This window comes from Natrialba sp. PRR66, assembly GCF_034808065.1.
GTDB lineage: Archaea > Halobacteriota > Halobacteria > Halobacteriales > Natrialbaceae > Natrialba > Natrialba aegyptia.
This window is the reverse complement of the sequence record NZ_JAXHGN010000001.1, coordinates 740,882-761,620: the sequence shown is the minus strand read 5'-3', so window position 1 is coordinate 761,620 and position 20,739 is coordinate 740,882. Positions and strand designations below refer to the sequence as shown.

At 64.0% G+C, this 20,739-nt stretch carries 17 protein-coding genes; 7 read left to right on the top strand and 10 right to left on the bottom strand.

Translation table 11 applies throughout. From position 1 onward, the window contains the following. The first annotated feature begins 15 nt into the window (after positions 1-15). From SM755_RS03590 to SM755_RS03580, 3 genes are all read left to right on the top strand, one after another. Positions 16-597, top strand: coding sequence for a hypothetical protein (locus SM755_RS03590; RefSeq protein WP_323171478.1), 582 nt, complete (start codon positions 16-18; stop codon positions 595-597). Positions 598-774: 177 nt separating this feature from the next. Next, entirely contained in the window at positions 775-1,332 is a 558-nt protein-coding gene (gene hpt / locus SM755_RS03585) for a hypoxanthine/guanine phosphoribosyltransferase (protein ID WP_323171477.1), read from the top strand. Positions 1,333-1,512: 180 nt separating this feature from the next. After that, positions 1,513-2,907, top strand: a complete 1,395-nt coding sequence (locus SM755_RS03580) for a nucleobase:cation symporter-2 family protein (RefSeq protein ID WP_323171476.1) — start codon at positions 1,513-1,515, stop codon at positions 2,905-2,907. Between the two features lie 117 nt (positions 2,908-3,024). On the opposite strand, the gene SM755_RS03575 is transcribed toward SM755_RS03580, so the two are convergent. Continuing rightward, on the bottom strand, positions 3,025-4,176 hold the full coding sequence (locus SM755_RS03575; protein ID WP_006664134.1) for an acyl-CoA dehydrogenase family protein: 1,152 nt from the start codon (positions 4,174-4,176) through the stop codon (positions 3,025-3,027). A 115-nt stretch (positions 4,177-4,291) separates the two neighbouring features. Here SM755_RS03575 and SM755_RS03570 point away from each other — a divergent pair, with 115 nt between their 5' ends. Beyond that, positions 4,292-6,271 carry a 3-hydroxyacyl-CoA dehydrogenase NAD-binding domain-containing protein gene (locus tag SM755_RS03570; RefSeq protein ID WP_323171475.1) on the top strand — a complete coding sequence of 660 codons (1,980 nt, stop codon included), beginning with the start codon at positions 4,292-4,294 and terminating at the stop codon, positions 6,269-6,271. Positions 6,272-6,611: 340 nt separating this feature from the next. On the opposite strand, the gene SM755_RS03565 is transcribed toward SM755_RS03570, so the two are convergent. Both SM755_RS03565 and SM755_RS03560 read right to left on the bottom strand, forming a co-directional pair. Continuing rightward, on the bottom strand, positions 6,612-8,585 hold the full coding sequence (locus SM755_RS03565) for a PAS domain S-box protein (protein WP_323171474.1): 1,974 nt from the start codon (positions 8,583-8,585) through the stop codon (positions 6,612-6,614). A gap of 237 nt (positions 8,586-8,822) precedes the next feature. Beyond that, positions 8,823-9,197, bottom strand: coding sequence for a cupin domain-containing protein (locus SM755_RS03560; RefSeq protein ID WP_006664138.1), 375 nt, complete (start codon positions 9,195-9,197; stop codon positions 8,823-8,825). Between the two features lie 283 nt (positions 9,198-9,480). Here SM755_RS03560 and SM755_RS03555 point away from each other — a divergent pair, with 283 nt between their 5' ends. Further along, entirely contained in the window at positions 9,481-9,939 is a 459-nt protein-coding gene (locus SM755_RS03555) for a hypothetical protein (protein ID WP_323171473.1), read from the top strand. On the opposite strand, the gene SM755_RS03550 is transcribed toward SM755_RS03555, so the two are convergent. The 3 genes from SM755_RS03550 to SM755_RS03540 form a co-directional block, all read right to left on the bottom strand. Further along, positions 9,924-10,619, bottom strand: coding sequence for an O-methyltransferase (locus SM755_RS03550; RefSeq protein WP_323171472.1), 696 nt, complete (start codon positions 10,617-10,619; stop codon positions 9,924-9,926). The two genes, SM755_RS03555 and SM755_RS03550, sit on opposite strands and share 16 nt — an antisense overlap. A gap of 101 nt (positions 10,620-10,720) precedes the next feature. Continuing rightward, a complete protein-coding gene (locus SM755_RS03545; protein WP_323171471.1) occupies positions 10,721-11,890 on the bottom strand; it encodes a hypothetical protein in 1,170 nt (389 codons plus the stop codon). Between the two features lie 333 nt (positions 11,891-12,223). Then, positions 12,224-13,807, bottom strand: coding sequence for a long-chain fatty acid--CoA ligase (locus SM755_RS03540; RefSeq protein WP_323171470.1), 1,584 nt, complete (start codon positions 13,805-13,807; stop codon positions 12,224-12,226). A 197-nt stretch (positions 13,808-14,004) separates the two neighbouring features. On the opposite strand from SM755_RS03540, the gene SM755_RS03535 reads away from it, so the two are divergent. Further along, the gene (locus SM755_RS03535) at positions 14,005-14,631 is read left to right on the top strand and encodes a universal stress protein (RefSeq protein WP_323171469.1); all 627 of its coding nucleotides are present in this window, start codon (positions 14,005-14,007) and stop codon (positions 14,629-14,631) included. Between the two features lie 45 nt (positions 14,632-14,676). Here the strand turns inward: SM755_RS03535 and SM755_RS03530 are convergent, their stop codons facing one another. After that, the gene (locus tag SM755_RS03530; protein WP_323171468.1) at positions 14,677-15,945 is read right to left on the bottom strand and encodes a cation:proton antiporter; all 1,269 of its coding nucleotides are present in this window, start codon (positions 15,943-15,945) and stop codon (positions 14,677-14,679) included. Positions 15,946-16,041: 96 nt separating this feature from the next. On the opposite strand from SM755_RS03530, the gene SM755_RS03525 reads away from it, so the two are divergent. Then, positions 16,042-16,671: a hypothetical protein gene (locus tag SM755_RS03525; protein ID WP_323171467.1), complete on the top strand. Its 630-nt coding sequence runs from the start codon at positions 16,042-16,044 to the stop codon at positions 16,669-16,671. A 62-nt stretch (positions 16,672-16,733) separates the two neighbouring features. Here the strand turns inward: SM755_RS03525 and SM755_RS03520 are convergent, their stop codons facing one another. The 3 genes from SM755_RS03520 to SM755_RS03510 all read right to left on the bottom strand — a co-directional run bounded on the left by SM755_RS03520 (position 16,734) and on the right by SM755_RS03510 (position 20,652). Further along, positions 16,734-18,587: an acetyl-CoA carboxylase biotin carboxylase subunit gene (locus tag SM755_RS03520; protein WP_323171466.1), complete on the bottom strand. Its 1,854-nt coding sequence runs from the start codon at positions 18,585-18,587 to the stop codon at positions 16,734-16,736. A 126-nt stretch (positions 18,588-18,713) separates the two neighbouring features. Next, positions 18,714-19,106, bottom strand: coding sequence for a hypothetical protein (locus SM755_RS03515; RefSeq protein ID WP_323171465.1), 393 nt, complete (start codon positions 19,104-19,106; stop codon positions 18,714-18,716). Position 19,107: 1 nt separating this feature from the next. Beyond that, positions 19,108-20,652 carry an acyl-CoA carboxylase subunit beta gene (locus SM755_RS03510; protein ID WP_006664148.1) on the bottom strand — a complete coding sequence of 515 codons (1,545 nt, stop codon included), beginning with the start codon at positions 20,650-20,652 and terminating at the stop codon, positions 19,108-19,110. Positions 20,653-20,739: the final 87 nt, after the last annotated feature.

Genomic DNA, 20,739 nt, shown 5'->3' with positions numbered 1-20,739 from the left:
GGCGTACCGAACGGTATGGGACAGCCGGCAGCAGCACGGATCAGAACGGAACTCCGCGAGTTCTGGGAGTTCTACCGCGGCTATACGAAGACGGCGATCCACGCAGCCACTGCGGCCGGACTCACGATCTTCGGACTGCTCATCTTCATCGATCCCTGGTTTGCCGCGATCGCGATCGCCTGTTACGTCGTTCCGCCGGTCACGTTGTATCTGCTGGAGGTGAACTCGATTTGGGAGGCGGGTGACAGCGAGCGCGACCGTCGGGGTGTGAAAGAATCACGGCGGGATCGGGTTCCCGAGACCGACACCGACGCCGACGCCGATGCTGATGCCGATGCCGGTTCAGCCGAACCGGAGACGGCGCTGATACACCCGCCGTCCGGAAGCGATGCGACTGTTGGTTCGGCTTCCGGGGACGGTGATACAGATTCAGATTCAGATTCGGACTCGGATTCGGACGACGGTGACACCGACACCGACACCGATTCCGGGGGCGATGGCGACACGGATAGCGATACTGACGATGGCGATACCGACTCGGACACGGATACCGACGATGGGGATACTGATTCGGATTCGGATTCGGACAGCGACTGATAACGCCATCGCCACGCCCGTGAGGCGAACATCCGGAGCGACCAGTGATGGAACGCGATTCGTTCAACACGAGCCGAACGACGGTGAAAACTCCACTGTCGAGTACCCAACGCGAGAGGCCGCTCCGCTCGGAGTCGAGAACGAACCGCTTTTGCCGCGATTGCCCCAATCCACGACATGGACCGACTCCTCGCATCGCTTGATGACGCGCCGATCATCGACAAAGACGGCTACGAATACCTCGTCCACCCGATCAGCAACGGCGTACCGGTGCTCGATCCCGCGCTGTTGCGGGAGGTCGTCGTCGAGGTCATGCAAACTGCCGACCTGAACGTCGACAAGATCGTCGCCCCCGAAGCAATGGGCATTCACCTCGCAACCGCGGTGTCACTACAAACCGACATTCCGCTCGTCGTGATTCGCAAACGAGAGTACGGCCTCGAGGGCGAGGTATCGCTCCACCAGGAGACGGGCTACTCGGAGTCGGAGATGTACATCAACGACGTCGAACCCGGCGACCGCGTCGTCATCCTCGACGACATGCTCTCGACCGGCGGCACCCTGGCGGCAATCTGTACGGCGCTCGACGACATCGGAGCCGAAATCGCTGACATCGTCGTCGTCATGCGAAAGGTCGGCCCGTCCGCCCTCGACGAGACGCCGTTCGAGGCGACGAGCCTCATCGACATCACGGTCGAGGACGGGGACGTTACCGTTCACTCATCGCACTGCTGAACTCGGCTTCGAGAGCGAACGGCTCCGTATCTTCGCTCGCCGACAGGTCCGTCGAGTAGCTGTCCGACTCCTTGCAGCGTCGAAATATGCATGCTTATGGGTGAAAGCACTGCTGAGAGTGCGTGATCTGAGCGCATATACGAGACTTTTTACCTCTCGATTGCAAGCAGATCTCTATAGATGTCGAACGAACCCGGGGATGGCATTCAGCTCGAGTACGGACTCGACGAGAAACCACCGTTGCCGAAGTCGATCCTGCTGGGACTCCAGCACGTCGCGGTCATGATCGTGCCGGCGACGGCGGTGGCCTACATCGTCGCGGGCAGCGTCGGACTGAGCGGTGCCGATACGGCCTACATCGTCCAGATGGTGCTGTTGTTTTCCGGCCTGGCGACCATCGTCCAAGCCTACACGGTCGGCCCCGTCGGCGCGAAACTGCCGATCGTTATGGGAACGAGCTTTACGTTCCTCGGCGCGATGACGACGATCGGCGCAGACTTCGGCATGGCCGCGGTGTTCGGTGCGATCCTCGTTACTGGCTTCACCGTCGAAGGACTCATCGGTTGGCAGTTCAACCGCATCAAACCCTTCTTCCCGCCGCTTGTCACCGGTCTCGTCGTCGTCATCATCGGACTGTACCTGATCCCGACGGGAATGGACTACGCCGCCGGCGGCACCGCTGCCCACGAAGCCGGCGAGTTCGGCGCGCTTCACCACATCGGACTGGCCGCGCTCGTTCTGGCCATCGCCGTCGGACTCAACATGTTGACGCGCGGAATCACCCGTCTGCTGAGCATTCTCGTCGCGATCACGGTCGGCTACGTCGCCGCGGTCGCGGTCGGCCTCGTCGACTTCTCGCCGATCGGAGCGGCCGCATGGGTCGCCGTTCCGTCGCCGACCCGCTTCGGGTTCGAGTTCGAACCGATCGCGATTCTCGTCTTCGCCTTCCTCTTTCTCGTCTCCGCGATGGAGACCGTCGGCGACATGTCCGGCGTAACCGCCGCCGAAGGGCGAAACCCCGACACCCGCGAGTTCCGCGGGGCCCTCTTTACCGACGGCCTGCTGAGTTCGCTCGGCTCCGTCTTCGCCACCTTCCCCGTCACCTCGTTCTCCCAGAACGTCGGCATTATCACCTTCACAGGCGTGATGAGCCGCCACGTCGTCGGCATCAGCGGCGTCATCCTCGCCGTACTCGGTCTCAGCCCGAAAATCGGTGCCGTCGTCACGACCATCCCGAGCGCCGTCTTCGGCGGCGCCACCCTGCTGATGGTCGGGATGGTCGCCGCCAGCGGCTTCCGATTGATCGTCCTGCACACTGAACTCGACCGGCGGAACATGGTCATCGTGGCCGTCTCGCTCGGCCTCGGCCTCGGTATCGCGACGACTCCCGAAGCGATCAGCGGCCTCCCGAACGCGGCCCAGACGTTCTTCGGCGAGCCGGTGATCCTGACCGCGCTGTCGGCGCTCGTCCTCAACACGTTCGTCCCCGGTGAGCAGAGCCCGCTGTTCGACGCCGAAGCTGCAACTCCCGTAGACGACAACCCCAATCCTGCTCCCGGTCCCAGCGACGACTAGCGTCCCTTACGAAGACGGCCCCTTCTACATCCTCGCCGCGGATCGCCTCAAGAAGGAAGCTTCGATATTTTGCCGAGTGCGGCCGCGAAGCGACCGGCGCAGAGCAACAGTTTGGTTCTAGAAGCCCTTGCCGAGCATCTCGCGTGCGATGACGTTCTTCTGAATTTCGGAGGTGCCCTCGTAGATCTGGGTGATCTTCGCGTCGCGGTAGAACCGCTCGACCGGGAAGTCGTTGACGTAGCCGGCCCCACCGTGGATCTGGACGGCCTCGTCGGCGGTCTCGACGGCGATTCGGGAGGCGTACTCCTTGGCCATCGAAGCGAGCTTGGTGATGTCCTCGCCCTGGTCGACGTTCCAGGCCGCCTTGTAGGTCAGGTTGCGGGCCGCCTCGGTGTTCGTCGCCATCTCGGCGAGTTTGTGCTGGATGGCCTGGAACTCCGAGATCGACTGGCCGAACTGCTCGCGGTCCTGGGCGTACTCGAGCGCGGCGCGGGTGGCACCCTTGGCGATGCCGACGCCCTGTGCGGCGACGGCGGTGCGGGTCTCGTCGAAGAACTGCATCTGCTGCATGAACGCGGCGTCTTTGGTGCCGATGAGGTTTTCCTCGGGGACGCGCACGTCGTCGAAGACGAGTTCAGCCGTGTCCGAGGCGCGGATGCCCAGTTTGCCGGTGATCTTCTCGGCGGAGAAGCCGTCGCGATCGGATTCGACGACGATCTGGCTGAAGCCGTTGTACCGGCCCTGTGCGTCGGGGTTGGTTTTACAGAGGACGACGAAGAAGTCGCCGACGGTCCCGTTGGTGATCCACATCTTGTTGCCGTTGATCACCCACTCGTCGCCGTCCTTCTCGGCGCGGGTCGAGACGGAGGACACGTCGGAGCCGGTGTCGGGTTCGGAGATCGCAGCGCCGGAGATTTTCTCGCCGAGCGCGACGGGCTCTAAGAAGCGCTTCTTCTGGTCGTCGGTCCCGAAGTTCATGATCGCCTCGCAACCGAAGGAGGTCGAGATGATCGACAGCGCGATTCCGGGGTCGTAGGAGAACAGTTCCTCGGTGATGATCGCGGTGTCGAGGATGGAGTACCCGGCACCGCCGTAGTCGATCGGGATGTACGAGCCGGTCAGGCCCATTTCGGCGGCCTCGTCGATGACGTCGTGGGGGTATTTCTCCTGTTCGTCGTACTCCTCGGCGATGGGGACGATTTCGTTTTCGGCGAACCGCTGTACCTCTTCGCGGATCTGCTCCTGTTCTTCGGTGAGACCGAATTCCATGGTCAATCGTTATTATCCGAGCGATAAAGAGCTTTGTAACCGGCTATAAACGCAAAGAAAGTTTCTAACCCGGAAGAGGGAAACGTTCAAACGGGTGCCCATTGCATGATTATTCATGGAACTGGAAGACATCAACACCGTCGCAGTTCTCGGCGCGGGGAACATGGGACACGGCATCGCGGAGGTCGCCGCGATGGCGGGCTACGAGGTCGCACTTCGCGACATCAAAGACGAGTTCGTCCAGAACGGCTACGAGCAGATCGAGTGGTCGCTGAACAAGCTCGCGGAGAAAGACCAGCTCAGCCAGGACGACGCCGATGCCGCCCTCGAACGCGTCACGCCGCTGGTCGACGTCGAGGAGGCCGTCGGCAATGCGGATGTCATCATCGAGGCCGTCCCGGAGAAGATGGAGATCAAGAAGGACGTCTACGGCGAGGTCGAGGAACACGCACCCGACCGCGCCATCTTCGCGACGAACACCTCGAGTCTCTCCATTACCGAACTCGCGGACGTGACGGAGCGTCCCGAGCAGTTCTGCGGGATGCACTTTTTCAACCCGCCGGTTCGGATGCAACTCGTCGAGGTCATCTCCGGCGCGGAGAGCGCCGAAGACACCCTCGATGTGATCGAGGAACTCGCCGAAGACTTCGGCAAGACGCCGGTCCGCGTCCACAAGGACTCGCCCGGCTTCATCGTCAATCGCATCCTCGTCCCCCTGATGAACGAGGCCAGCTGGCTCGTCAGCGAGGACGAGACGACCATCGCGGAGGTCGACTCGACGACGAAGTACGACATGGGCCTGCCGATGGGCAGCTTCGAACTCGGCGACCAGGTCGGCAACGATGTCAGCTACCACGTCCTCGAATACATGCACGAGGTGCTCGGCGACGCCTACGAGCCGGCGCCGCTCCTCGAAACGAAAGTCGAAAACGAAGAACTCGGCAAGAAGACCGGCAAGGGCTTCTACGATTACGAGGACGGCGACGGCGTCGACATCCCGACCGACAACCAGTCCGAGTTCGTCAAAGAACGGCTACTCGCAACGATGGCCAACGAGGCGGCGAAGCTGATCGGTAACGACGTCGCCCCGCCGGAGTCCATCGACGAAGCCGTCCAGCTCGGTGCCGGCTTCCCCGACGGCCCGGTCAAACTCGTCGACGAGTTCGGTCTCGAGACGCTCCTCGAAACGCTCGAGGACGCCTACGACGAGACCGGCCACGAGCGCTATGCGCCGGCCGACTACCTCGCGGAGCGCGCCGACGAAGGCGGCTTCTACGAGCGCGACGGCGACGGCGAGACCGACGGCGTCGACTTCGACGCCATCCGCGTCGAGTACCCCGGCGACATGGTCGGACACATCGTCCTCGACCGCCCGCACCGCATGAACACCATCAGCGACGACCTGCTGGCCGAACTCTCCGAGGCCATCGACCTGCTCGAGGACGACGAGGAGGTCCGCGCGCTACTCATCACCGGCGCGGGCGAGAAGGCCTTCTCCGCTGGTGCCGACGTGCAGAGTATGGCCGCCGGCGGTGCCGACCCCATCGGCGCGGTCGAACTCTCGAAGAAAGGCCAGTCGACGTTCGGCAAGCTCGAAGCCTGCGACATGCCGGTCGTGGCCGCTATCGACGGCTACTGTCTCGGCGGCGGCATGGAACTGGCCACCTGCGCGGATCTACGCGTCGCGAGCGACCGCTCCGAGTTCGGCCAGCCCGAACTCGATCTCGGCCTGCTCCCCGGTTGGGGCGGTACCCAGCGCCTGAAACACATCGTCGGCGAGGGGCGCGCGAAGGAGATCATCCTCACCGCAGAGCGCTACGAGGCCGCGACGATGGAAGAGTTCGGCTTCGTCAACGAACTCGTCGGCAACGACGAACTCGTGGACGCGGCGCTCGAACTGGCGACCGACCTCGCCGGCGGGCCGCCGATCGCACAGAAATTCACCAAGCGCGCGATGCTCGCGGGCCGCGACGACACCGAGGCGGGGCTCGAGTACGAATCCTCCGCGTTCGGCCACCTGATGGCGACGGACGACCTGATGGAGGGCATCACGGCGTTCATGGGCGACGGTGAGCCGGAGTTCGAAGGGAAGTGAGGAAGTGAGGCGACCGTCGAAAGACTCGCTGTGCTCGTCTTTCGGTAGCGAACCGGCGTTCGAAAGGCAGTAGAAGACGACGGTGTCCGACTGAGAGCGAGGAGAAACGCTCTCGCGTGTCTCTTGCGGTTCTTGAACGCTTGCGATTCCGGCCCGTTCGATCCGATCACAGCGTGTGGCGGGCGTCTCGAGTCGAACTGCGAGCTTCTGTTCGGCGCAGTCGTTCGAGCGCTGCTGTCTGCTCGCATCACTCTTCCGTCGCCCGCGACACGTTGGACACCCGTTCTAGACGGCTGGTCGCGCAGTCCCACCGTTCGTTTGGCCTCGTTGACGACTCCGATCACGAACTCGATCGTCCGGCCACCGTCACGAACTCGAACCGCGCGCCGCCGGCCTCGCTCTCCGTCGCGGTAACGCGCCAGTCGTGGCCCGCCGCGACCTCGCGGACGACCCAGAGTCCGATTCCGAGGCCGTCTGCGTCGGTCGACACCGAGGGGTCGAAGAGTTCAGCGGCGGCGGCGAACTCGTCGGGAAGGCCAGCCCCGTCGTCCGCGACGAAGAAGCCGCACGGGTCGTCCGCTTCCAGTCCCCCGCCGGTACCGTTCTCGATTTCGTCCGTCGCGAGCGAACACGCGCCGAACTCGAGTGTGCCGACCCGGACGGTCAGTTCGTGCTCGGACTCGTCGCCGTCGCAGCCGTGTTCGATCGCGTTCCGAAACAGGTTCTCGAAGACGCGCAACAGTCGGGAGCGATCGGCCGTGAGCGTCATCGTATCCACGATCGAGAGCATCGCCCCGCCAGTCGAGACGTGGTTCCAGGCCTCCGTCGCAGCCGATTCGAGATCGACGCGCGTTGTTTCACTCGCCCACGCGCCGTCGCGAGCGATCGCCAACACGTCGTCGATAATTGCCTCCATGCGGTCGAGACTGCGCCGAGCCGTCGGAAGGTGCTCGAGCGACTCCGTCTCCGCGACGAGTTCGAGATAGCCCTGGGCGATGCCGAGGGGATTGCGCAGGTCGTGGCTGACGATGCGGGCGAACGCGTCGAGGCGCTCGTTCTGCTCGCGAAGGCGGCGCTCGTTTCGCTTGCGCTCGGTAACGTCTCGGACGACGCCGACGCAGCCGCTGAACTCGTCGTCGTGGACGAGGACGGTGAGTTGGACTTCGCAGGGAATCCGGGCTCCGGACTTCGTTTCGAGCGGAGCCTCGATCGTCGTCGAACGGTCGTTGCTTCGGAGCAGCGAGCCGATCGCCGTTTCGGCACGGTCGATGGTCGACTCGTCGAAGAGCAAGTCGGCGTGTTCGCCGAGCAGCCCCTCGCGTGTGTAGCCGGTCATCTCGACGATCGCGTCGTTGATCGTCATGATGTGGCCGGCCGCATCGAGGACGTAAATACCGTCGCCCGCGGTCTCGACGAGGCGTTCGTATCGGTGTAGGGTCTGCTCTTGCTGTTCGAGCTGGCCGCGGATCGCAATCGTTTCGAGGACGTGCGAGGCCACCTCGGCGACTGAACGAATCGTCTCCCGCTCGGCCGTCGACAGCGCCGTGGGCGCGTACACTACGAGCACGCCGTAGCGCTCCTCACACGTTGCAAGCGGCGAAACTGCCACCGCCTGCACGTCGCGTTCGCGGGCACGATCGACAAACGGAATCGACCGCGTGGCGTCGGTACTGGCGGTCTGTAAGGTCTGCGTGTACAGCGCGCGTTCGAGCAACGGATTCGAACCGTTGCCGACCCGAAACGTTCGGTGTGTCGGCCAACTGGTCGCCTCGGGGTCCGTGATCCAGGGCACGACAGACTGCTCACCGCGGTCGTACTCGCCAGCCCAGGCGAACACGAACGCATCGCTTGCCGTAAACGTCGTGCGAAGCACCTGCTCGACGGTTCGCGGCGACATCGCATCGGCCAATTCACACCGGATCGTCTCGACGAGTTCAGGGCGGCGATCCGCGGTCGAACTCGGGGTGATACTGTCGAGAATCGGCTGTGTGAGATCCGTTGCGGGAGCCGTCGCCGGGCTGGACGCGGGGAGTTCGGTGAGAATCGGTGTCGTCTCGCCGCCGTCCGTATCCCAGTAGGCGAATATCGAGAGAGTCGGCGCGATGGATTCGAGGGTGCTGCGGACGGCCGGAACGTCCGAAATCGTTCTCGCGTCGATGACGACGGCATCGACCGGGTCCCGTTCGAGACGGTCGATAGCCACGGCAGGTTCCCGTGCAACGGCGACGCTAACGGGAGCATCTGTCAGTGCGAGCGTCAGCGTTGCTCGCGTCGACCGGTCGCGACTTATACAGAGGATCTGTCGACGGCTCATAGCAGCGGGTGTGTGATGCGGTTCTGTCTCGGCGTCATCATCGTCATCCCTATCGCCGTCGCCATGATCGTCGCCAGCGTTGCCAGCGTCACCAGCAGGTGTCCAGCGGAAACCATCACACGAGTGCACTCGTGTGAGAACTAATTGTACTTTCTACATATCTGCCGTCTCGGTTGTAAGAACTGCGCGCAGTAGTGCCGAAGTGATGGGAGCGGGAAGCGGCGCTACCGACTCCAGTCACCCGGCAAAACCGGAGAGGGGCCACTCGCTGTCATCATCGTCGTCCTGAATACTCGGTGCGCTCACGAGGACGAATGCGCTTTCGTCGTCACCGTTTTGGATCTGGCGCGTCGACGTTGGCGGAATCCAGAGTGCATCGCCGGTTTCCATCGCGACCGGTTCGTCGTCGACGACGACTGTCGCTTCGCCCTCGATGAGGACGTAGACTTCCTCGTGATCGTTGTCAGTGTGGTCGTGTGGCTTGCTTTTCCAGCCCGGATCACAGCGGGCAACCGTGACGCCGACCTGTTCCGTTTCGAGCGGATCGCTCAGGAAGTGCATCGCACTCGACACCTGCTCGACTTCCTCGTAGTTCACTTTCCGATAGGACATGGCTGTGCCTTGGTGTGGACGACAGTAAAGTTACGCGTTCATCCACCTTCCCGATCGGGTCGAACCCGTCGACCGGCGCGACCGCGTCCTCGACCGGCAGGTGCACGTGCCATTCGCAACTCGGCCGAACAACATGGGTCCACCTCCGTCGGGGGATCGATCACCTGATTGCCCCGGTTCGACGCGCGTCACCGCCGTATCCCCGTCAGTACGCCCGTCTATCATACTGGTATACCGGAGCCAACAGCTATATAGCCACCCAGCTATAGGTGCCAGCAAAGCGGTGCACGACGTGATCCTGACACCAACACGTTCGGATCGACTCCTGGTCGCCGTCTCGCTCGCCCTGTTCGGCGTCGCGGGCGCTTTGAGCGCTTCCGTCGACGAACTCGGCCCAACGCTTGGCGCGACGACACTCGCCATTGCGGGCGTCTACACGCTCGCCAAGTACGCAAACAGCGTTACTCGGCGTGCGCTTGCTGCCCTGGCACTCGTCCTCTGGGCCGGATTCCTCGCAGTCGCTACCCTGCACGTCATCGGACTCCAGACGATCGGTGCCGCCGTTCCCGGTCCGACGGCCGTGCTCGTCATCGCAGTCACCGCGGCGACGTGGGCACTGCTTCTGACCGCCTGTTCGACGACTGCGTTCCTCGGGTTCCGCGAGTACGGGACAACCGTCAGTACCGAGACCCTCGACGAGCAAAGCATCGAGAGCGAGCCGTCCGACTATTCGACGCGGTAACTCACCGCAATTCCCTCGCCGAGGGGCACGACGACCGTCTCGAACGACGGATCTTCTCGAACGCGCTCTAGATACGACGCGATTCCGCGCGTGTGTTCGTTGCTCTCGGCCGCAACTCTGCTTGCGCTCTCCTCGCCGCCGTCCGCCGCCTCGACCATTTCCAGTAGCGCCTCGAACTCGATACTGCCGGCCGAAATCGCGTTATCCGCAACGACGACGCCGCCCACCGGAACCTTCGAGCGGACGGCCTCGAACGCCGCTTCGTACCGATTCTTCTCGAGGTCGAGCAACACCACGTCGAACGGCCCCTCGTATCGCTCGACCGTCTCCAGTGCGTCGCCGAGTTCGTATCGTGCAACGTCGTCGTACCCGCCGGCAGCCATGTACTCGCGGGCCTGTTCGAGTTCAGCCTCGTCGACTTCGGTGAGGACGAGTTCGCCGTCAGCGGGAAGTGCCTCGGCGAACCAGTACGCGGAGTAGCCATAGCCCGAGCCGAACTCGAAGATGCGCTCGGCGTCGGTGAGACGGGCAACGAATCGGAGAAAGGCACCGACTTCGGGACCAACGTGAGGGAAGCCCTCCTCGCGGGCGAACTCGTCCATCTCGGCGAGTGTGTCATCGGGGTCGGGACCGGTTGCACGAACGAAGCGGCTGAGCTCGGTTGTGAGTACGTCGACCATGGCTAGTGGTACGGGAGCGAGAATATCAAGCTCGGGGGACGATGCCACGCCGTGCGGTCACCCCTGCGAACCGTTCCGGAACCGAGATTCGGGGGTGACTCTCAGCCGACCGTGGCGGGGACGAGCAACACCAGCACCTTCGCGTACAGGACCATGAACAGGAGGGCGAAGGGGTAGGTGTTGCCGTAGGCGGCACCGACCTCGTCGGCGTCGGTAGCGTCGATCGCTGCGGCGAGGCCTTTCGTGTCGGTGTGGCCGCCGCAGATACCGCCGGCGGCCGTGATCCAGTCCTGGCCCCAGAGCCGTCGCGTGACGGCCAGTCCAACGAGAATCGCGGTGAGGCTCGTCAGCGCCGACGCCAGGACGATCTGAACGCCGTACTCGGCGACCGTTTGAACGAGCCCGCTGCCGGCTTCGATGCCGACCGTCGCGAGGAAGAGGCCGAGCGTGAGCGACCGGAGTTCCGAGAGGATCGTCCGGTCCATCCGTAGCGTGACCGGCCCGAGTTCGCCGTAGTAGCCGAGCACCAGCGCGGCGATGATGACGCCGCCGGTCGTTCCGAGCGTCGGCGCGCCGAGTGGACCGAGCGGGAGCGGAATCGACCCGAGCACGACGCCGACCGCGAGCACGAGTCCGAATCCGATGAGGCTGAACGGTACCCGTTCGATCGGCGAGTCGTCGGAACCCGATTCGGCTCCGTCCACGTCGGCTTCGTACCGTCGACGCTCCGAGTCCATTTCGAGGCCGGCGAATCGAGGATAGAGTTGCTGAAAGAGGACGATGAGGACGGCACCGACGACGTAGCCGATCGAGTGTCCGATCTGGTATGACGCCTGTGCGCTACCGGACAGACCGTCGAGGGCGGATGCGAGACCGGGACTGCTCGTCAGCGCGCCGGTGAACGCACCCATGAGCAACGGCGTGTTCGTCTCGGGGAACAGGACCGTCGCCGAGAGGGCGGTAACCGCGAAACCCGACGCGGTCATGACGGCCGCGAGGACGACGAAGTACGGGCCGTAGGTCCGGATAACCCCGGAGATGTCTTCGGCGGCGATCAACCCGACGCAGGCGACGAACAGCGCGAGTGCGAGGCCGGAGTACGACGGCGGGACCGTCAGTCCGAGGTGACCGAGCACCAATCCCGCAAAGAGCGGGCCGGCGACCCCGAACGAGACGCCTCGAATGGTGACGCGCCCGACCGCCATGCCGACGACGAGCGCCAGAAAGACGACGAAGATTCCGTTACCGAGCACGTCGCTCACGACGGACACGGTCGCTCACCTCCCTCGAGTGCCGTCGCGTTCGTCCGACCGATACCGAGAACGTTCCGCCGATACAGCGATGATGCCTGTCTGATGGGTAGTAGCACCTCCAAAGCGGCGCTTCTCTCGTTCCGGCCGGTCGAGCGTCGCGAAGCGATGCCCGGCCGTGCCATTCAAAAATTACTACCCAACGAGTAAGATCTCATCGATGTAGAGAGAATGTCCATATCGTCAATTATGATCGCCACTACTGCGGATTAGACGCTCTGAATCGCCTCTCCCCACACTCACAGCGGGTGTAGGATCAACGAATTTCGCTTTCAGTGCAGCGCAGTAGAGCCGTCAGTTCGTCTCTGCTTCCGCCGTCTCCTCGCGCTCGCGAAGCTTGAACTTCTGGACCTTCCCCGTCGTCGTCCGCGGGAGTTCCTCGACGAACTCGATTTCGCGCGGGTGCTTGTACTCCGCCAGATTAGTCAGACAGTACTCCCGGAGTTTGTCGGCCGTCACGTCGGCGTCGGGCGTCGGCACGACGAAGGCCTTGACCGTCTCCCCCCGTCGATCGTCCGGAATGCCGGCGACCGCGGCGTCGGCGACGGCCTCGTGTTCGAACAGCAATTCCTCGACTTCGCGCGGGTAGACGTTGTAGCCGCCCGTGACGATCATGTGCTTCTCGCGGTCGACGACGTAGAAGAAGCCGTCTTCGTCGTGATAGCCCACGTCGCCGGTGTGGAACCACGTCGTTCCTGCTGCCTCGGTGAAGGCCTCCTCGTTCGCCTCGGGCAGGCCGTAGTAGCCTTTCATTACGTTCGGCCCGGAGACGACGATTTCGCCGGTGATCTCGGTCAAGTCCGTTTCGTCCTCGTCGACTGGGCCTTCCTCGACGGGCGAGACATCTTCGAACTCGTCATCGACGACCTTCGAGTCGACGCCAGGGACGGTCTTGCCGATACTGCCGACACGCCGCCCGTCGATCGGACTGTTGAAGTGCGTGATCGGGCTGGTCTCGGTGAGCCCGTATCCCTCGTAGACCTTCGGTTCGTAGCGGTCTTCGAACTGCCGGAGGACTTCGGTCGGAATGCCGGATCCACCGACGCCGCACAGCCGAACCGAAGAGAAATCGAACTCGTCGGCGTTGGGCTGGTTGATCACGTCGTTGTACATCGCCGGCACGCCGTGGAAGACCGTTATTTCCTCGCTTTCGACGAGCGAGACGGCGTCCTGGGCGTCCCACTCGGCCATCGGGTAGTAGGCTGCACCGTTGAACAACGCGGCGTTCATCGTGACGGTCATCCCGTAAATGTGAAACAGCGGCAGAACGCCGAGTTGCCTGTCGTCGGGCCGAATTCCGTCCGGAACGAGTTTCGCCGCCGCCGTCGCATTCGAGGCGAGGTTTTCGTGCGTTAGCTGAACGCCTTTCGGCTGTCCCGTCGTCCCCGACGTGTACGGCTGAACCGCCACGTCGTCGCCGGCGCGGTCGACGACGTCGGGTGCGCCGCGCTCGAGAAACGACTCGAAGGTTGTCGCACCTTCGGCCTCGCCGTCGATGCTAACGACGTGTTCGACGCTCGTTTCGTCCTGGACCGCCGTGACGAACGGCACGAGATCGGAGAGTGTGACGACCACCCTGGCCTCGCTGTCGCCGAGTAAGTGGCTGATCTCCCGTGACTTGTACTGCGGGTTCATCGGCACGACGACGCCGCCCGCCCGTAGCGTTCCGTGGAAGGCGATCAGAAACGGCGGGACGTTCGGCAGATAAAGCGCAATACGGTCGTCCTCCCCGATCCCCCGCTCGTCGAGCGCGGTCGCGAACGCACCAGTCTGCGCCCAGAACTCGTCGTAACTGGTTTCTTCCCCCCGGAATCCGATCGCGGTGTTGCCCCCGTGTTCCTCGACGGCTGCCGCGACGTTCGTGACAAGGTTTGTCATTGCTCACGCAAACTGTTGTCGTACTGTGTGAAAAACATTTACATTGTTTATACTATATTGATTCGTCCTTACCAGGCTGACGAGTTCAGCGCCAGCACTGGTACTCAAGAGCAAACAGGTAGGACACTGAACTCGACTGTAGCAGTGGCCCAGCGGGAGTCGAGCCTATTTACGTTCGTGCGCCAAACGTCCGAGCGATGTACGATCACGTCCTCATTCCGACGGACGGAAGCGACGGGACCCGGCGGTCGATCACGCACGGATTGGCCATCGCCGATCAGTTCGGCGCGACGGTCCACGCACTCTCGGTCATCCCGGAAGGACCGCTCGGAACGTTCGAGACCGAAGCCGCGACCGAGGCCGCCCGGCGAGCCGTCGACCGCGTCGCGGTGGAAGCGCGAGCGGCCGATCTCGAACCGATTACCGCCGTCGAACAGGGAGTACCCCACGAGGAAATTCTCGCCTATGCGGACGACAACGAGATCGATCTCATCGTCATGGGGACCCAGGGGCGGACCGGTCTCGACCGCGTCCTCGTCGGGAGCGTCACCGAACGCGTCGTCCGCATGGCCGACGTGCCGGTCGTCACCGTCCGACTGACGGACGACATCCGAATTACCGACGCCGAGGAAGCGCGTGAACTCGCGCACGAACAGGCCGAACAGGAGGGGTACGAGGACGTAACGAGTGTCGGCGAGCCACACCGAACCAGCGCCTCCTGGATCGTCCCGCTCGAAGCGAACGGCCACTCGATGCAGGTCCACATCGACGCGGTATCCGGCGAGAGCCGAATTGCAGACCGAACTCGTGACGAGGACCGATAAGAATCGATGCGACAGTGTCCCCCGCACGGTGGGCCGTGCAGCCGATTACCGTTCTGCTGATCTGAGGTGATTGACGACTGGTGTCGCAGTAATCCCGTGGACGACGACCGAGAGCAGGACGACCGCACCGACCAGCGCCCACACCAGGTCCGCGTTGGCAAAGACGGCCTCGTTGAGGCCGTGTGAGAGATAATAGAACGAGCCGATTCCGCGAATACCGAAAAAGGCGATCGTTCCGCGCTCACCCCAGTCGCGGTCGAAACCGAGGAGACCGACGATCCCTGCGACCGGTCGAACGACGAAGACGATTACGACAGCAGCGATTGCGGCCTCGATCGTCAACGGCGCGAGAAGGCCGCCGACGATCGCACCGCCGAAAAAGACCATAATGATCGCCATCACGGCTTGCTCTGCTAACTCGCTGATCTCGTGTAACGCCTCGTTGTACTCGTGCGAGCGCTCGTAGTTCCGAATCAGCAGCGCTGCAATGAAGACAGCGATGAACCCGTAGCCGCCGGCGAGTTCAGTGAGGCCGTATACGAGTAGCGTCGCGGCGACGGCTTCGAGGCCCTGTACCGATTCGGCGATCTGGGTGGTCGGGTTCGTCCGGAAGACGATGCGGGCCGTCACTGCGCCGAGAACGGCACCGAGTGCGACGCCGACGGCGATTTTGTAGGCGACGGCGACGAGGAGCCACTCGCCGAGCCAGTTGCCGGGAGCGATACCGACGAGGGCGATCGCGATGGCGAGATTCGTAAACGGGAACGCGAGGCCGTCGTTCAGGCCGGCTTCGGAGGAGAGCGCGAATCGGACCTCCGCCTCGTCTTCGCGGGCAGGCGGGGCCTCGATCTGTTCGTTGGTTCCCGAGCCGGGTTCGTCGACCTGGACTTCCGCGGCGAGGACCGGGTCCGTCGGCGCGATGCACGCCCCGAGCAGGACGGCCGTGGGGAGAACCAGGCCCGCGAGCCCCCAGCCGAGCAGCGCTGCGCCGGCAATCGACAGCGGCATCGTGATCGCGAGGAGTCGCCACGTCGACGCCCAGGCGCGAAGTCCGGGTGGGCGGTCGAGTTTCAGCCCGACTCCCATGAGCGCGAGGATCACGCCGAGTTCGGCGAGGCGTTCGGTCGTCTCGCTCTGTTCGAGCGGGTCCGGCGGCGGGAGATCGATCGGGAGGCCAAACACCAGTAAGCCAAAGGCGACGAAAAAAAGCGGCAGCGAAATCGATCGGTTCGCGACGAGACGGGGCAAGATCGCGACCCCGAAGAGTACGATTCCGACGAGGACGAGGCCGATGTCGTACAACTCGAGTACCATCAGGGACCAGTAACTACCGACAACGGGAGTCTTGAAGCCGATGCAGGCAGATGCAGAACGAACCCCTATTGCGGCCGACGCCACAGAGCCGACACGATGACGCGACGCGGCGATTCCCCGGACCGTCAGGCCCAGCCTCACGACCGTCCCCGAACCGAGACGTGCCGGCGGCGGCTCCTCCGGTGGGGCGGCCTCGTCGGCCTCACTGCCCTGAGCGGCTGTACCGCGGATATCGGCGAGGAGTTCCCGCCGAACGAAAAGTGGCCGACCGCCGACCTCGCGCCCTCGCTCCCCGTGAGCGAACGATCCACCGTCCTGGAAAACGGAATCGAAGCGATGGCTTCCGAATCGATCGCCGACGAAGCCGCGTTCGAGACGGCGATCGACGAGTACGGAATCGACGTCGAGACAGTCGAGCGAGACCGGGACGTGCTGACGATCGAGTACGCCGCGACGGAGCGCTACGAGACGAGTACGCTCCACACCCTCGGCCCGATTGCAGGCGCGTTCGCAGCCCTCGTCGACGCCGGCTACGACGCCACCGCGCTCGCCGTTACCATCCTCGATCCCGCCCCCGACTCGTTCGGCGAAGCCTCGATCGAACGCCCGTGGGCCGAAGCCTACCTCGACGGCGACCTGTCCGCGGCGGAGTACGGTGAACTCGTCGCCACGACGGTCGCCTCCGAACGTTATCGGCCGGATGTCGAAGTCTCACCGTCAGAATAGCGTTCTCGCGGTATCGACCCTTGTTTCCCGTGGTTTCTGCCTCCCGATTCGCCCGAATTTCCTTATTCGAGCACGACCAGCACGTCACCCATATCGACGCTCTGTTCCTCCTCGACGGCGATCTCCGTCACCGTCCCGCCGCGGGAAGCCACGATGTCGTTTTCCATCTTCATCGCTTCGAGCACGACCAGCACGTCGCCCGCCGCGACCTCGTCGCCCTCCTCGACTGCAACGTCGAGGATCGTCCCCTGCATCTCGGCGTCGACGGTCTCGCCGTCGCCGGCGAACTCGTCGCTGCCGCCGCTGTCGCCGCCCGCCGGCTGTGGCGGACTTGCCGCCCCCGTTCCGGTGCCGGCCGCCGCCCCGTCACCGACCGGAATCGCCGGCGCGCCGTGCTCTGCGAGTTCAACTTCGAAGCGCTTGCCGTTGACCTCGACGGTGAACTCGCGTTCGACGGTCTCTTCGTCTTCGCCTTCACCCTCGGCCCCGCCGTCGCCGGTATCGCCGCCCCACTGCGCCTGGGCCTCCTCGATCCGGCTCTCGTCGAGTTCGTTGTCGAGGTACTTCGTCGTGTGCGTGCTCGCGACGAACTGCTCGTCGGTGAGCATGAGCCGGTGGAAGGGGATGATCGTCGGGATGCCCGCGATGTCGTACTCGCGCAGGGCGCGAAGCGAGCGGGCGATACACTCCTCGCGGTCCTCGCCCCAGACGACCAGTTTGGCGATCATCGAGTCGTAGTCGGTCACGAGGTCGTCACCCTGTCGGAGCGCGTCGTCGAGGCGGACGCCGACGCCGCCCGGCGGATCGTAGGTCTCTAGTTGGCCGCCGGTTGCGGGTGCGAAGTCCTCGGCCGCGTTCTCGGCGTTGATCCGGAACTCCATCGCGTGGCCGTCGATGTCGACCTCGTCCTGATCGAAGTCGACTTCCTCGCCTGCGGCGATCTGAATCTGGCGCTTGACGATGTCGTAGCCGGTGATCTCCTCCGTGACGGTGTGTTCGACCTGGATCCGGGTGTTGACCTCGAGGAAGTAGAAGTTCGCGTCCGGGCCGAGCGGCCCGTCGCGGCCCGACTCTTCCTCGACGAGGAACTCGACGGTGCCGGCGTTGGTGTAGTCGGCGGCGGCGACCCCGCGGCGGGCAGCCTCGCCGATCTGTTCGCGGAGTTCGTCGGAGAGTGCCGCGGAGGGGCCTTCTTCGATGACCTTCTGGTGACGCCGCTGAAGCGAACAGTCCCGCTCGCCCAGGTGGCGGACGTTACCGTGCTCGTCCGCGAGAATCTGGATCTCGATGTGGCGGGGCTGTTCGAGGTAGCGCTCGAGATAGACCGAGTCGTTGTCGAAGTAGGCCTCGCCCTCGCGCTGTGCACTCTCGAGTTGGTCCTCGATCTCGCTTTCGTCCCAGACGACCTTCATCCCGCGCCCGCCGCCGCCACCCTCGGCCTTGATGGCGATCGGATAGCCGTGTTCCTCGCCGAACGCCGCGACCTCCTCGGGATCGGTAACGGGGTCCGTCGTCCCGGGGACGATCGGCACGTCCGCTTCGGACATGATCTCGCGCGCCTTCGTCTTCTCGCCGAGCGATTCCATCGCGTCGCTCGACGGACCGATCCAGGTGATCCCGTCCGCGGCTTCGACCTTGCTCGCGAACTCGGCGTTCTCCGCGAGGAAGCCGTAGCCGGGGTGGATCGCGTCGGCGTCGGCCTGCTGTGCGGCCTCGATAACGGCCTCGTGATCGAGATACGAGTCCGCCGCGCGAGCGGGCCCGACATTGTACGCCTCGTCCGCGTATCGGACGTGACCGCTATCTGCGTCGGCCTCGGAGTAAATCGCGACAGTTCCGACGTTTAACTCCTCGCACGCCCGCATCACTCGAACGGCGATCTCGCCGCGGTTCGCCACGAGAACCTTCCTGAACATTCCTGTGGGAACGGTTGCGTGGCCACTACCTTACTTTTTCGCAACGAGGCGAGTACTCCTCACGAATAACCGGGAAAGACAGACAGTACCGCGGGAACGCAGTCCCGGCAAACCATACCGCCGCGTTCAGAATCGATCCGTTCTGCCGGCGGCGGCCCACGCATCCGTCGGCGCCGACCGCGGCACTCGGCTGAACTCGCCTTGCTGCGCTCGAACGCGACCCGAGAAGGCCCACCGCTTGCCGTCCCACGTCTCTTCCTCCTGGGCCGCTGCGGCCGCCGCACGCGCCTGATCGTGCAGGTGTGCCCCGATCGCAGCCGCGATCGCCGCCGCCTCCTCGTCGTCCGCATCGGCCGGCAACTCGAGTTCAACACCGGCGGGAAGGCCGACCTCGAGCGGCCGCGTCTCAGTCTCGGCCGAGTCGGGTTCGGTGTGCGCTGCGGACGCCTCGGACTGCGGCAGTTCTGCGCCGTCAGCAGCGCGAGTTTTGTCGCTCGCTTCCGGGTGCTGTGCAGTCATACTAGAGCGGGATGTTGCCGTGTTTCTTGTCCGGGTTCTGTTCGCGCTTGGTCTCTAACATCTCGAGGTCGGCGATCAGCCGCGGCCGCGTCTCCGTCGGGACGATCACGTCATCGAGGAAGCCCTTGTCCGTCGCCGTGTAGGGATTCGCGAACTCTTCGCGGTACTCGTCGATGAGTTCCTCGCGGAGTTCGTCGGGGTTTTCGGCCTCGGCGAGTTCCTCGCGGTAGAGGATGTTGACCGCGCCTTTCGGCCCCATGACGGCGATTTCGGCGGTCGGCCAGGCGTAGTTGACGTCCGCACCGAGGTTCTTCGAGGCCATGACGCAGTAGGCACCGCCGTAGGCTTTGCGGGTGATGACGGTGAGTAGCGGCACGGTCGCTTCCGCGTACGCGTAGAGAAGCTTCGCTCCGTGGCGGATGATACCGCGGTGTTCCTGGTCGGTTCCGGGCATGTAGCCGGGTACATCGACGAAGGTGACGATCGGGATGTTAAAGGAGTCACAGAAGCGCACGAACCGCGAGCCCTTCATCGAGGCGTCGACGGTGAGCGTGCCGGCGTTGACTCGCGGCTGGTTCGCGACGAGTCCGACGGAGCGCCCGTCGAGGCGGCCGAAGCCGACGACGATGTTCTTGGCGAAGTTCTCGCCGACTTCGAAGAACGAGCCTTCGTCGACGGTTGCATCGATCACGTCCGTCATGTCGTAGGGCTTTTGCGGGCTGTCCGGCACGATCGAGGTAAGCCGGTCGTCGCGCCGGTCCGGATCGTCCCACGGATCGACCCGCGGTGGGTCCTCGACGTTGTTCTGCGGGAGGTAGGAGAGGAGCCGTTTGATGTCGTCTAGGGCCTGCTCCTCGCTCTCGCAGGCGAACTGGGCGACGCCGGTCTTGTCGGCGTGGGTCATCGCGCCGCCGAGTTCTTCGTGGGTCACGTCCTCGCCGGTGACGGTCTCGGTGACGCCGGGCCCGGTGATGTACATGTGGCTCGTGTCCTTGACCATGAAGATGAAGTCGGTGATCGCCGGGGAGTAGACGGCACCGCCGGCACACGGCCCCATCGTCGCGGAAATCTGTGGGATGACGCCGCTCGCTTCCTGGTTCCGGCGGAAGATTTCGGTGTAGCCGGCGAGACTCTTGACGCCCTCCTGGATGCGAGCGCCGGCGGAATCGTTGAGCCCGATAACGGGTGCGCCGACTTCCATTGCCATGTCCATGACCTTACAGACCTTCTCGGCGAAGACCTCGCCGAGCGAGCCGCCGAAGACGGTAAAGTCGTGTGCAAATACAAAAACTGTTCGGCCGTTTACCTCGCCGTGACCCGTGACGACGCCGTCGCCCCGGATCTTCTTCTCGTCCATCCCGAACTGCCGGGTCTGGTGGGTCCGAAGCTGGTCGAACTCGGTGAATGTGCCCTCGTCGAGGAAGTAATCGATCCGCTCGCGGGCGGTCATCTTGCCCTTGTCGTGTTGTTTGGCGATTCGGTCCTCGCCACCGCCGAGGCGGGCCTCCTCGCGCAACGCTTCGAGTTCGTCGATCCGATCGTCCATCGTCATGCAGGAACCACCCCGCTTGGATTCATACGCCGTTGTGCGAGGACCAATAGGAAAAGGATTCCGTAACTCCATCACGATTAA